Consider the following 11,641-nt stretch of genomic DNA (forward strand, 5'->3'; position numbering starts at 1 on the left):
GCTAGGTCTTCTGGAAGATGGTGTTGGCGACCTGGACGACCGGCAGGTCGACGCCGGCGATCGTCTCCGAATGGCCGATGAACAGGTATCCGCCGCTCTTCAGGCGCCCGCAGAGCCGCTGCAGGACCGCCGCCTGCGTCGGCTTGTCGAAATAGATCATGACGTTGCGGCAGAAGATGAGGTCGAACGGCTCGCCGACCGGATAGCTCTCGTCCATCAGGTTCAGGCGCGCGAAGCCCACCTTCGCGCGCAGGCTCGGATGGATGCGCACGTCCTGCCGCAGCCGGTCGCGGGGCGTCGTCACATAGCGGCGATAGAGCTCGGCCGGCACCGGGGCGACCATCTCCCGGCGGAACACGCCGGCCTGCGCGCTGGCCAGGACGTCGGTGCTGAGATCGGTGGCCAGGACGAAGTACCTGAAGCCGCTCGAGCGCTCGGCGAAGTGATCGAGCACCATCGCCAGGGTGTAGGGCTCGGCCCCCGTCGAGCAGGCCGAGCTCCAGGCGCGCAGGTTGCGCACGCCCTGCTTGGCGAGGGACGGCAGCACCACGTCGGCCAAGTAGCTGAAGTGCTTGGGCTCGCGGAAGAAGTCGGTCTTGTTGGTCGTGACCGCATCGATCAGGTGGATGGTCTCGGCCTCGAGCCCGCCGTCCTCGAACAGGAAGTCGCAGTAGGAATCGAAACTGGCCGCGCCGGTCGCGCGCAGGCGGCGGCGGAGCCGGCCCTCCAGCATGGTCTTCTTGGTGGGCGGCATCTTGATGCCGCTGTAGCCCTGGATGAAGCGGGCCAGGCGGTTGAAGTTGCGCTGGCTGATGCGGTCGTGGATCTCGGCGGAGAAGCTGAGGGCGGGTTCGGACACTTAGGGCTCCTGGTCGCCGGGAAAGCGCGACGGGAATGAGGAGGAGGGCGGCGCCCGTCTCAGGCGGCGAACGTCAGGTCCGCGGCCGCCTCCAGGCTGACCGCCTCATGGCTGGTGAAGAGCCGGCCGATGTCGACCAGCACCACGAAGCCCGCCTCGCGCCGCACGACGCCGGCGATGTAGTCCGAGCGCCAGCGCACGCCGATGTCCGGTGCGGGCTCGATCTCGGCGGCCTGGACCGCGACGACGTCGTGGACGCGGTCGGCGACCAGCCCAAGGCTGAGCACCCGCCCTTCGACCGGCACGTCCAGGACGACGATGCGCGTCTGCAGCGTGGGCTCGGCCCTGGGCAGGCCCAGGCGGACCCGAAGGTCCACCGTGGGCACGCCGCGGCCGCGCACGTCGGTCAGGCCCAACAGGTAGGCGGGACCGTTGGGGATCTTGAACGCCTCGCGGTAGTCCAGGATCTCCCGCACCATCGAGACGGGGGCGGCGAAGGTCTCCTCGCCCACGCCGAAGGTGACGTATTGAGCTTCGCCGCCGTCCGACATCAGATCGCCTCCTGGAAGTCGGCGTCCTCCGCGTCCGGGCCGCCCATGGTCATGTCCAGGGCGAAGCCGCTCACCCGGGCCTGCTGTTCGGCGACGACGTTGCGCCGGGGCGCGGCCGCCTTGGCCGCCGGCTTGGCCTTGACCGGGGCGGGACGGGGCTTGGCCGGCGCGGCGCGGCCGAACGAGGCCGGCGGACGCTCGTTCCGGGCGTCGGTGCGGAAGAAGGCGATGGAGGTCTGCAGCTCCTCGGCCTGGGCGGCCAGCTCCTCGGAGGTGGTCGACATCTGCTCGGAGGCGCTGGCGTTCTGCTGGGTCACCTTGTCGAGCTGCTGGATTGCGTCGTTGATCTGGCCGGCGCCCACGTCCTGCTCGCGGCAGGCGGCGCTGATCTCGGCGACCAGTTCGGCGGTCTTGCGGATGTCGGGCACCAGGCGCGTGAGCATCTCGCCGGCTTCCTGAGCCGCCTTGACGGTGTCGCCGGACACCGAGCTGATCTCCGCCGCGGCGGTCTGGCTGCGTTCGGCCAGCTTGCGGACCTCGGAGGCGACGACGGCGAAGCCCTTGCCGTGCTCGCCGGCCCGGGCCGCTTCGACGGCGGCGTTCAGGGCCAGCAGGTCGGTCTGCCGGGCGATCTCCTGCACGATGCCGATGCGTTCGGCGATGGTCTGCATGGCGGCCACCGCGCGGCTCACCGCCTCGCCGCTGGTCTCGGCGTCGCGGGACGACTGGCGGGCGATCTTCTCGGTCTGGGCGGCGTTGTCGGCGTTCTGTTTGATGTTGGCCGCCATCTCCTCCATCGAGGCGGAGGCCTGCTCGGCCGCAGCCGCCTGCTCGGTGGCGCCCTGGGAGAGCTGCTCGGAGCTGGCCGACATCTCCTGGCTGCCGGCCGAGACGTTCTCGGCGGCCGCGACCGCGTCGGCGACGACGCCGCGCAGGCGTTCGACCATCTGCGCGAGCGCCAGGCCCAGGGTGTCCTTGTCGGACAGGGGCTTGGGCTGGACCGTCAGGTCGCCGGCGGCGATCTGGTCGGCCACCGCGGCGGTCTCGCGCAGGTTCAGCACCATGCGGCGCAGGGCGTTGCCGAGGGTGTCCTTGTCGGACAGCGGCTTGGGCTCGACGCTGAGGTCGCCCAGGGCCACCTGGTCGGCCATGTGGGCGGTGCCCTTCAGGTTGTCGGTCATGCCGTTGAAGGTGTCGACGAGGTCCTTGATCTCGTCGTTGGTCTTGACCGTGACGCGCTGGTCCAGGTCGCCGACGGCCACGGCGTTGGCCACCGCCTTCAGGCGGGCCAGGCCTTGGCTGATGCCGTAGGCGATCCAGAGGGCCGCGCCGACGGCGATGATCAGGGCGATCACGGCGGCGGTCACCAGGGCGTTGCGGGCGCCGACGTACTGGGCCTCGACCGCCGCGGCGGCCTTGTCCATGCGCTCCTTGTTGCGCTGCACCGAGCCGTCCATGATGTCGCTGAGGGTGTCGGCCACCTTGCCGCCGCGGCCGGAGCTGAGCGTCATGGCGTCGTCGTGCTTGCCGGCCTTCACCAGGCCCTGGATCTCGTCGTCGACCTCGGCGTAGGCGTCGAACGCCTTCAGGGCCTTCTCCCAGTCCGGCTTGCCCTGGGCGCTGGCGTCGGCGTAGGCCTCCTCCAGGGTCTTCTTCAACGCCGCGCGGTTCGTCTGGCTGCGGCCGACGTACTTGGTCAGCTCCTCGTCGTTGCGCGACAGCAGGACGCCCTTCTGAGCGCGGTGGACGAGCAGCATCTGCTCGGTCGCCACGTGAGCACGGTTGAGCCGCTTGGCCGGCCCGTTGACCATGTCGCTCATCGCATGGTTGATCTTGCTGAGACTGTAGATGCCGAAGCCGGCGGTGCCGGCGAGCAGCAGGATGACGGCCGCGAAGGCCGTCACAAGCTTCATCTTGATGGTGAAACGCATTTGGCTAGCCCCCTGGTTGCCAACTAATGGCGCAGCTGCGACGCGGCGGGCGCGTCCTTCTGCGGCGCGAAAATCGCTTGCAGATCAGGAAGGACGACGAAGTCGCCCTCCCGTTTGACAAGGCGACGGACGTATTCGCTCGGCCAGCGCATGCCGACGCTGGGCGCCGGTTCGCTCGCGCCCAGTCCGAGCGTGGCGACCTCGCACACCCGGTCGGTGCGCAGGCCGACGAGGGCGGGTTCGCCCTCCAGGTCGAGCTCGACGACGATGATGCGGCTGTCGATCGAGGTCTCGGCCTGGTCCATGCCGAACGCCACGCGCAGGTCGGCAAGCGGGATCACTTGGCCGCGGAAATTGATGACGGCGTCGACGAAGCCGGGCGCGCCGGGGACGCGGGTCTCCGGCAGCAGGTCGAGGATTTCCTGCACGATCCCGGCTTCGAGCGCGAAGACTTCCCCGCTCAGCTCGAAGGTCAGGGCCTGCATTTCGGAGGCGCCGGCGGCGTTCATGGGCTTGTCCTGGGTCTCGGTCATCCGGCGGCGCGCAACTGCGCCTCCATGCGTTGTCCGGCCGCGACCAGGTGCGGCACGTCGAGGATCAGGGCCACGCAGCCGTCGCCGAGAATGGTCGCGCCCGAGAAGGTCGAGACGCCGGCGTGGAGCTTGGAGAGCGACTTGATGACCGTCTGGTGGTCGCCGATGATCTGGTCGACCACCAGGCCCACGCGCTCCTCGCCGGTCGCGACCACGACGAGCTTCTGGTGCAGCTCCGGCGGCGTGCCGGTGTCGAACACGTCGCGCAGGCGCAGGTAGGGAACCAGGCTGTCGCGCAGGGAAATCAGGCTGCGGCCGCGGTGGCGCAGGTCCTCGTCCAGCGACAGCTCGATGCATTCCTCCACCGCGCCGAGCGGGATGACGTAGCGGCCTTGGCCGACGCGGACGAGGAGCCCGTCGATGATCGCCAGGGTCAGCGGAATGCGCAGGGAGATCTCGGAGCCCTCGCCCGGGCGCGAGACGATGTCGATTGAGCCGCGCAGCGCCTCCACCGTGCGCTTGACCACGTCCATGCCGACGCCGCGGCCCGACAGGTTGGTGATGGTCTGGGCGGTGGAGAAGCCGGGATGGAAGATCATCTGAAGGAGATCGGCCTCGCTGATCTCGGCGCCGGGCTCCAGCAGCCCCTGGGCCTCGGCGCGGGCGCGCACGCGGGCCAGGTCGACGCCCCGGCCGTCGTCGCGGATCGAGATGACGACTTCGCCGCCCGCCTGGCGCGCCGAAAGCCGCAGCCGCCCGGCGTCGGGCTTGCCGGCGGCGCGCCGCTCCTCGACCGTCTCCAGCCCGTGGTCGGCCGAATTGCGGATCAGGTGGACCAGCGGATCGGCCAGACGCTCCATGACCGTCTTGTCGACTTCGGTGCTTTCGCCCTCGGTCGTCAGCTCGATCGACTTGCCGGTCTCGCGGGCCAGGTCGTGCACGAGCCGGCGGAAGCGGCCGAACAGGGCGCCGACCGGAACCATCCGCAGCACCATGGTGGTGTCGCGCAGCTCGGTGGCCAGGCGCTCCATCTCCTCGGCGACGGTGCGCAGGGCCAGGTCGCCGCTGGCGTCGGCCAACTGGCTCAGCCGGGACTGGGTGATGACCAGCTCGCCGACGCGGTTCATCAGCTCGTCCAGCCGCTCGGCCGGCACGCGCACGCTCTCGCCGCCGCTCGCCTGGCGGGCTTCGACGGCTCCGGCCGCGGGCTCGGCGGCGACTTCGCGCACGGGCGCGGCCTCGACCGGCGCCTGTTCGGCGGCTTCCAGCGCTTCGATGTCGAGCTCCATGTCGTCGATGAGGAAGATGAAGACGTCTTCGATCGCCGCGCGCGGCTGGCGCGTCTCCAGGACGACCTCCCAGCTCACGTGGCACTCGGTGGGAGCGAGCTCGTCGAGCGGCGGGATCTTCGAGGTGTCGGCGGTCACGCTCGCCTCGCCCAGTTCGCGCAGCTCGGCCAGCAGGGCGAGCGGGTTGGCGCCGTTCACCAGGGCGCCCGCCGGCAAGGCGAAGCGGATGCGCCAGCGGTCCGGGGCGCAGGGCGCGTCGTCAGCGCCGGCCTCGGCGCTCAGCGCGTCCTGCAGGGCCGCCTCGAGCTTGGCCAGCAGCGCCTGGCCTTCGGCGCCGCCCGGCTCGTCCGGCCGCTCCAGAAGACGGCGCATGTGGTCCTTGGCCGACAGGATCGCGGAGATCAGGTCCGCGCTCGCCAGGGCCTCGCCCTTGCGCACCCGATCGAAGGCGCTTTCGCAGTGGTGGGTGAAGCCGGCGAGCTGGTCGAAGCCGAACATGGCGCCCGACCCCTTCAGGGTGTGCAGGCCGCGGAACACTTCGTCGATCAGCTCGCGCGCGCCGGGCGCGCCGGTCAGGTTGAGCAGGCCCTGCTCGATCTGGTCGAGCAGGTCGAGGGCCTCGGCCCGGAAGACGGCGAGCGCTTCTTGATGACTCATCGGCCAAGCACCTTCTTGACGATCCGGACCAGTTGTTCGGGATCAAAGGGCTTGGTGATCCAGCCCGTCGCGCCGGCGGCCTTGGCCCGCGCCTTCACGTCCACGTCGGATTCGGTGGTGAGCATGATGATCGGCACGCCGGCGTGGGCCGGGATGCGGCGCAGCGCCTCGACCATCTCCAGCCCGTTCATCACAGGCATGTTGAGGTCGCTGACGATGAGGTCGAAGGCGCCGGCGTTGGCCTTGTCGACCCCCTCCTTGCCGTTCGAGGCTTCGGCGACCGTGTAGCCCGCGCCGCTGAGGGCGATCCGGATCGCCACGCGGATGCTCGCGGAATCGTCGACCGTCAGGATCGCGGCGCTCATGACGCGGCCGCCTCGTGCAGCCAGAAGGCGCGGTCGCTGGGCTCGGCGGCCCGCAGGAACCCTCCGAGTTCAAGCACCTCGAGCCAGCGACCGGCGGCGGGCGCGGCGAGCTTGAGCTCGACGCCCCGGCGTTCGGCGTGGCGCCGCGCGGCCTCCACGAGCTGAACTCCGGCGATGTCGACATCGTCGCAGCCGCTGAGATCGAGCGCGGCCGCCGTCGCATGCTCCAGCCGCGACACAATGTCGCAAGTATAGTCCGCGCACGTTCTTACCGTCAGCGGACCACTAATAAATATCTCTGTTATTCGAGTAGATCGAAGTGACATTGTTACGCGCCCCCACGCGCCCCTATGCCAGGAGCGATCGATTTTTATGTTTTGCCGAATTAAATAAGGGTGAATCTCGATTTCTATATGTTTTGAGTGGTGCAGATATATACTTAGATATATTGAAATTCTTCAGGTGTTATAAAATCCGGTCGCGGGATTCCTGAATAAAATCAGCGACTGGTGTCGATAAAACTCGACTTTTGCGAGAGCTTATCAGAATGGGCCGACTTCTGATGGTGTTCGCGTCCGACTTCGCCGTTTGCAGGCGCCGCCAGCGGCGGACGTCGGTCGCGGCCGGCCGCCATGAGCCCCGGCCGCGCGGCGCGGCCGGGCGGCCCGCCGGTCAGCGGGCGTTACAGGGGCGGATGCTGTCGGGGCCGGGGACGCGGCCGGCCGGCGCCGGCCGACGTCGGGGCCTCAGGGACGGAAGCCGAAGCGCGCCGGCTCGGTGGAGCGGATCGGCGCGGCGAGCCGGGCGAACTCGCAGAGCAGGGGGCGCGTGTCGCGGGGCGCGATGATCTCCTCAATGAGGAAGCGGGCCGCCGTGCGGAAGGGGGAGCGGACCTCGTTGAGCCGCTGTTCGATGGCGCGCCGCGCCGCTTCGGGATCCTCGGCCGCTTCCAGCTCGGCCCGATAGGCGGCCTCGATGCCGCCCTCGATCGGCAGCGAGCCCCAGTCGCCCGACGGCCAGGCGTAGCGGTAGCGGAATCGCGTGTGGTCGCACATTCCCGCCGCCGCGACGCCGAACGCCTTGCGGATCACCACGGTGCACCAGGGCGTCTTGGCCTGGTAGACGCTGGTCAGCGCCCTGGCCGCGTGGCGGATGGTGGCTTCCTTCTCCGCCTGCACGCCGATCAGCACCCCGGGGATGTCCACCAGATGCACCACCGGCAGGTGGAAGGTCTCGGCCAGCTCGATGAAGCGGACCAGCTTGTCGCAACTGGCGGCGGTCCAGCCGCCGCCGTAGATCATCGGGTCGCTGGCGACCACGGCGACGGGCCATCCGTCCAGCCGCGCCAGCCCGGTGATCACCGACTTGCCCCAGTGGCGGCCGATCTCGAAGAAGGAGTCCTGGTCGACCACCGAGGCGATGACGCGGCGCATGGGGTAGACCTTGCGCCTGTCCTTGGGCACCGCCCGGTCCAGCCATTCGTCGCAGCGGTCCGGCGGATCGTCGGCCGGTCCGCGCTCGGCCAGGCTGTCGGCCGACGAGGGCAGGTAGGACAGGAACCGGCGCGCCTTGGCGAAGGCGTCGGCTTCGTCCTCGGCGATGTCGTCCACCGCGCCGCTGCGGGCGTGGACCATGGCGCCGCCGAGATCCTCCTTGGTGACCGGCGTGCCCAGGGCCGAGACGATCGCGGGGCCGGCGGCGAACATGAAGCCGGTCTGGCGGGTCAGCAGCGTGTAGTGGCCCGAGACCAGGCGCGCCGCGCCCAGCCCCGCCACCGGCCCAAGGCCCAGGCAGACCACCGGCGTCTTCGACAGATTGGCGGTGACGCCCTCCCAGCCGACGATGGTGGGCACGTAGGTGTAGCCGGTGCGCTCGACCTCCTTGACCGAGCCGCCGCCGCCACTGCCGTCGATGAGCCGCACGATCGGCAGGCGAAGCTCGTTGGCCATGGCCTCGGCCTGGGCCTGCTTCTCGTGGATCGCCGCTTCGGACGAGCCGCCCCGCACGGTGAAGTCGTCGCCGTAGACCACCACGTCGCGGCCGTCGATCCGTCCGCGGCCGAACAGGCTGTTGGCCGGGGTGAAACGCTCGGCGCGGCCGTCCGGGCCATAGGTCGCCATGCCCGTGATGCTGCCGATCTCCCTGAAGGAGCCGGGGTCGAGCAGCGCCGCGATCCGTTCGCGGACCGTCAGCTTGCCCTTGGCGTGCTGCACGGCGACCTTGTCGGCGCCGCCCATCTCGCCGGCCAGCGCCTGCAGGCGGCGCAGCTCGGCGATCTCGGCGTCCCACCCCTCTTCCGGCGCGGCGTCCATCTCAGCGCTCCAGGGTGACGAGCAACTGATCCTCGCTGATCACGTCGCCGACGGCGACGTGAACGGCCTGGACCACGCCGGCGGACGGCGAGGCCGTCGGCAGCTCCATCTTCATGGCCTCGAGCACCAGCAGGGTGTCGCCATCGGCGACCGTGTCTCCGACGGCGGCGTCGATGCTCAGGACCGTGGCGGCCATGTCCGATCGCACGTGAATCTGCATGTGCGGCGCTCCTTCATTCGCCCGCCGGCACGGGCGGGCTCGATTTGGCTGGATGATGCGGAGCCTGGGCCAGTCGCTCGGCCAGGCGGGTGTCGACGTCGCCGGACGCGAAGGCGTCGCTGGCGATCAGGGCTTGCAGGAACGGCAGGTTGGTGGCGACCCCGGCGACCTCGACCGCCTCCAGCGCTTCGATCATGCGCCGCCGGGCCGCCTCGCGATCGGGGCCGTGGGCGATGATCTTCGCCAGCATCGGGTCGTAGAAGGGCGTGATCTCGTCGCCGCCGCGATAGCCGCAGTCGACGCGCAGATCCGGCCCCTCGGGGAGCCGCAGGGCCGTCAGCCGCCCCGGAGACGGGCGGAAGCCCCGCGCCGGATCCTCGGCGTAGAGGCGGCATTCGACGGCGTGGCCGGCGACGCGGATCTCGTGCTGCGCCGGCAGGGCCAGTTCGCCCCCCGCGCAGTCGAGCTGCATGCGCACGAGGTCCTGGCCGGTGACCATCTCGGTGACGCCGTGCTCCACCTGGATGCGGGTGTTCATCTCCAGGAAGAAGAAATCCTCCGCGTCGGCGTCGACCAGGAACTCCACCGTGCCGGCGCCGCTGTAGCGCTGGTGCTCGGCGAGCCTGACGGCGGCCTGGCGCAGCGCGTCGCGCAGGCGCGCGGACAGCCGCGGGGCGGGGCCTTCCTCGACGATCTTCTGGTAGCGCCGCTGCAGCGAGCAATCGCGCTCGGCCATGTGGATCGCCCGGCCGGCGCCGTCGCCGAACACCTGGACCTCGACATGCCGCGCCGTGGCGATGAAGCGCTCCAGGTAGATCGCCGAATCGCCGAAGGCGCGCTGCGCCAGTGCGCGCAGGCGCGGGGCGGCCTGAGCCAGGGCCTCCAGGGACTCGATGCGCTGCATGCCGATGCCGCCGCCGCCGCCCGCCGCCTTCAGCAGCAGGGGAAAGCCCAGGCCGGCGACCGCGGCGTCCAGCGTCTCGGGGGCGTCGTGCTCGAGCCTGACGCCGGGCAGGACCGGCACGCCGGCGCCGACGGCGATCCGCCGGGCGTTCAGCTTGTCGCCCATCGCCTGGATGCAGGCCGGCGTCGCGCCCACCCAGACGAGCCCGGCCGCCTCGACGGCGGCGGCGAAGGCCGCGCTCTCGGACAGGAAGCCGTAACCCGGATGAACCGCGTCCGCGCCGGTCAGCCGCGCCGCTTCGAGCAGCCGGTCGGCGTCCAGGTAGGACTGCGCGGCCGGCGCGGGGCCGATCGGCGCGGCGACGTCGGCGAGCTCCACATGCAAGGCGTTGCGATCGGCCTCCGAATAGACCGCCACGCTCTCCACGCCGGCCGCCCGGCAGGCGCGGATGATCCTGCAGGCGATCTCGCCGCGATTGGCGATCAGCAGACGCCGGATGCGATTCATGAGGTTGACCTCAATTATTTGTTTGGCGGGTATATGTCCGGGCGAGGCGCGGGTCCAGCCCTATCCGGCGGGCGGGGCTGGACAGGCGCGCGCAAGCGCGGCGCGCCGGCCGCGGCCGGGCGTCTGGTCGATGCTCAGGAGTTCAGGGCGGCCCGGCCGATCTTCGGCCGGGCAGGGGGCGGCGCGCGCCTCAGGCGTTCGGCAGGCCGCCGTAGAGCCAGGCCGACAGCGCCTTGATCTGCGGCGACAGGTTTTCCGGCTCGGGCGTGTTGGGGTGAAGGATCCGCACCCACGCCAGGCTGGCGGCGTCGGCGAGGTTGTCGTCGTCGAGGTTCATGGAGGCCAGCAGCGCCAGGAACTCGTCGTCCGGGTAGACGATGAGCTTGCGGACCAGGTCGTCCATCATCGCGCCCAGCAGGTAGACCATCAGCAGGACCGAGTTTTCCTCGACGCCGGGGCGGCGGCGGATGACGCTCTGCGCGACGCGCTGATACCAGGCGCGGTTGATCCGCTGCGACAGGGCCGAGAACTCCGGCTCCTCGTCCGCGAGCTGGAAGATGCATCGCATCAGGCCGGCGTTGGCCCGGCCGACGGCGAGCCACTTCCTGTTGTCCGCGCGAATTGAGTCGAAGACGGTGGGGCCGCGCTCGCCTTCCGAGTGCAGGGCGATGAAGTGGTCCAAGAGGCCGGTCAGCACCGTGACCGAGGCGTCGGTCTTGTCCTTGAAATAGACGTAGAAGGAGCCTTCGGCCACGCCCGCGCACTCGGTGACATCCATCACCCGAAGGGCGTGATAGCCCTTCTGCTCAAGCATTTTCGCCGTCGCGATCTTCAGCCTCTCGCGGGTGCGCTGGCCCTTCTGCTTGGCCGGCCGCTCGCGGAGTTCCTCCTCCAGGTGACGGATGTACGAGAAAATCATGACGCCCCTTCTGTGAGCGGCTTCCTATACCGGACGTTGACGAAAAACGGAAATTGAGGTCAATCTCAGAAATGGTGGTAACAGTGAGATTAGAGAATGACCTTCGCGCCCGCCCCGAATCCCGTCCTGTCGCTCCCGATCAATGCGGAGGTGGGCGTTTCGGAATGGATAGTCGTCGACCAGGCGATGATCGACGCCTTCGCGGCGGCGACGCGTGACCCGGACCCGATGCACATCAACCCGCGGTGGGCCGCGGCCAACGGCCCCTACGGCGGCACGATCGCCTTCGGATTCCTGACGATCTCGCTGCTCACCCACCTGCTGCACTCGGCCACCGGCACCGCGCCGAGCGATGACGCGGCGAGCCAGGGCCACTATCTGAACTACGGCTTCGACCGCCTGCGCCTGGTGGCGCCGGTGCCGACCGGCTCGCGGATCCGCGGCCGGTTCGTCAAGCAGCGGCAGGAGCAGGACGAAAAGGGGCGCTGGCTGACCACCTTCGGCTGTACGATCGAAATCGAAGGCGTCGAGCGGCCGGCGTTGGTGGCCGATTGGCTGTCGATCTGGGTGCCGCCGCAAGACGCGCACTGAGGC

The 11,641-nt window shown here is 69.9% G+C and carries 12 protein-coding genes; 1 reads left to right on the forward strand and 11 read right to left on the reverse strand.

Annotated features, from left to right (window positions below; translation table 11 throughout):
- Window position 1 precedes the first annotated feature (1 nt).
- From ACE3TA_RS05185 to ACE3TA_RS05235, 11 genes are all read right to left on the reverse strand, one after another.
- Window positions 2–859 (reverse strand): protein-glutamate O-methyltransferase CheR, encoded by an 858-nt coding sequence (locus ACE3TA_RS05185; protein WP_374571215.1) that lies wholly within the window; start codon window positions 857–859, stop codon window positions 2–4.
- Window positions 860–918: 59 nt separating this feature from the next.
- Complete coding sequence (locus ACE3TA_RS05190) at window positions 919–1,410, reverse strand: chemotaxis protein CheW (protein WP_374571217.1); 492 nt, start codon at window positions 1,408–1,410, stop codon at window positions 919–921.
- Window positions 1,410–3,341: a methyl-accepting chemotaxis protein gene (locus ACE3TA_RS05195; RefSeq protein WP_374571219.1), complete on the reverse strand. Its 1,932-nt coding sequence runs from the start codon at window positions 3,339–3,341 to the stop codon at window positions 1,410–1,412. Before ACE3TA_RS05195 ends, ACE3TA_RS05190 begins: the two co-directional genes overlap by 1 nt.
- Window positions 3,342–3,364: 23 nt before the next feature.
- The gene (locus ACE3TA_RS05200) at window positions 3,365–3,874 is read right to left on the reverse strand and encodes a chemotaxis protein CheW (protein WP_374571221.1); all 510 of its coding nucleotides are present in this window, start codon (window positions 3,872–3,874) and stop codon (window positions 3,365–3,367) included.
- Window positions 3,871–5,820, reverse strand: coding sequence for a chemotaxis protein CheA (locus tag ACE3TA_RS05205; protein WP_374571223.1), 1,950 nt, complete (start codon window positions 5,818–5,820; stop codon window positions 3,871–3,873). The genes ACE3TA_RS05200 and ACE3TA_RS05205 overlap by 4 nt, the downstream gene beginning before the upstream one ends.
- Entirely contained in the window at window positions 5,817–6,185 is a 369-nt protein-coding gene (locus tag ACE3TA_RS05210) for a response regulator (protein ID WP_374571225.1), read from the reverse strand. The genes ACE3TA_RS05205 and ACE3TA_RS05210 overlap by 4 nt, the downstream gene beginning before the upstream one ends.
- A complete protein-coding gene (locus tag ACE3TA_RS05215; protein WP_374571227.1) occupies window positions 6,182–6,511 on the reverse strand; it encodes an STAS domain-containing protein in 330 nt (109 codons plus the stop codon). The genes ACE3TA_RS05210 and ACE3TA_RS05215 overlap by 4 nt, the downstream gene beginning before the upstream one ends.
- Window positions 6,512–6,931: 420 nt before the next feature.
- Window positions 6,932–8,497, reverse strand: a complete 1,566-nt coding sequence (locus ACE3TA_RS05220) for an acyl-CoA carboxylase subunit beta (protein WP_374571230.1) — start codon at window positions 8,495–8,497, stop codon at window positions 6,932–6,934.
- 1 nt (window position 8,498) lies between these two features.
- Window positions 8,499–8,717, reverse strand: coding sequence for an acetyl-CoA carboxylase biotin carboxyl carrier protein subunit (locus tag ACE3TA_RS05225; protein ID WP_374571232.1), 219 nt, complete (start codon window positions 8,715–8,717; stop codon window positions 8,499–8,501).
- 13 nt (window positions 8,718–8,730) lie between these two features.
- Window positions 8,731–10,128, reverse strand: coding sequence for an acetyl/propionyl/methylcrotonyl-CoA carboxylase subunit alpha (locus ACE3TA_RS05230; protein WP_374571234.1), 1,398 nt, complete (start codon window positions 10,126–10,128; stop codon window positions 8,731–8,733).
- A 190-nt stretch (window positions 10,129–10,318) separates the two neighbouring features.
- Window positions 10,319–11,047, reverse strand: coding sequence for a TetR/AcrR family transcriptional regulator (locus ACE3TA_RS05235; protein WP_374571236.1), 729 nt, complete (start codon window positions 11,045–11,047; stop codon window positions 10,319–10,321).
- Between the two features lie 96 nt (window positions 11,048–11,143).
- Between ACE3TA_RS05235 and ACE3TA_RS05240 the strand changes: the two genes are divergently transcribed.
- Entirely contained in the window at window positions 11,144–11,638 is a 495-nt protein-coding gene (locus ACE3TA_RS05240; RefSeq protein WP_374571238.1) for a MaoC family dehydratase, read from the forward strand.
- Window positions 11,639–11,641 lie beyond the last annotated feature (3 nt).

Source organism: Phenylobacterium sp. (assembly GCF_041916435.1).
Classification (GTDB): domain Bacteria; phylum Pseudomonadota; class Alphaproteobacteria; order Caulobacterales; family Caulobacteraceae; genus Phenylobacterium.

Bases quoted from the DNA above. Each gene is read 5' to 3' on its own strand.
- ACE3TA_RS05190 (WP_374571217.1), bottom strand. From the start codon at position 1,410: ATGTCGGACGGCGGCGAAGCTCAATACGTCACCTTCGGCGTGGGCGAG.
- ACE3TA_RS05195 (WP_374571219.1), bottom strand. From the start codon at position 3,341: ATGCGTTTCACCATCAAGATGAAGCTTGTGACGGCCTTCGCGGCCGTC.
- ACE3TA_RS05200 (WP_374571221.1), bottom strand. From the start codon at position 3,874: ATGACCGAGACCCAGGACAAGCCCATGAACGCCGCCGGCGCCTCCGAA.
- ACE3TA_RS05205 (WP_374571223.1), bottom strand. From the start codon at position 5,820: ATGAGTCATCAAGAAGCGCTCGCCGTCTTCCGGGCCGAGGCCCTCGAC.
- ACE3TA_RS05210 (WP_374571225.1), bottom strand. From the start codon at position 6,185: ATGAGCGCCGCGATCCTGACGGTCGACGATTCCGCGAGCATCCGCGTG.
- ACE3TA_RS05215 (WP_374571227.1), bottom strand. From the start codon at position 6,511: ATGTCACTTCGATCTACTCGAATAACAGAGATATTTATTAGTGGTCCG.
- ACE3TA_RS05220 (WP_374571230.1), bottom strand. From the start codon at position 8,497: ATGGACGCCGCGCCGGAAGAGGGGTGGGACGCCGAGATCGCCGAGCTG.
- ACE3TA_RS05225 (WP_374571232.1), bottom strand. From the start codon at position 8,717: ATGCAGATTCACGTGCGATCGGACATGGCCGCCACGGTCCTGAGCATC.
- ACE3TA_RS05230 (WP_374571234.1), bottom strand. From the start codon at position 10,128: ATGAATCGCATCCGGCGTCTGCTGATCGCCAATCGCGGCGAGATCGCC.
- ACE3TA_RS05235 (WP_374571236.1), bottom strand. From the start codon at position 11,047: ATGATTTTCTCGTACATCCGTCACCTGGAGGAGGAACTCCGCGAGCGG.
- ACE3TA_RS05240 (WP_374571238.1), top strand. From the start codon at position 11,144: ATGACCTTCGCGCCCGCCCCGAATCCCGTCCTGTCGCTCCCGATCAAT.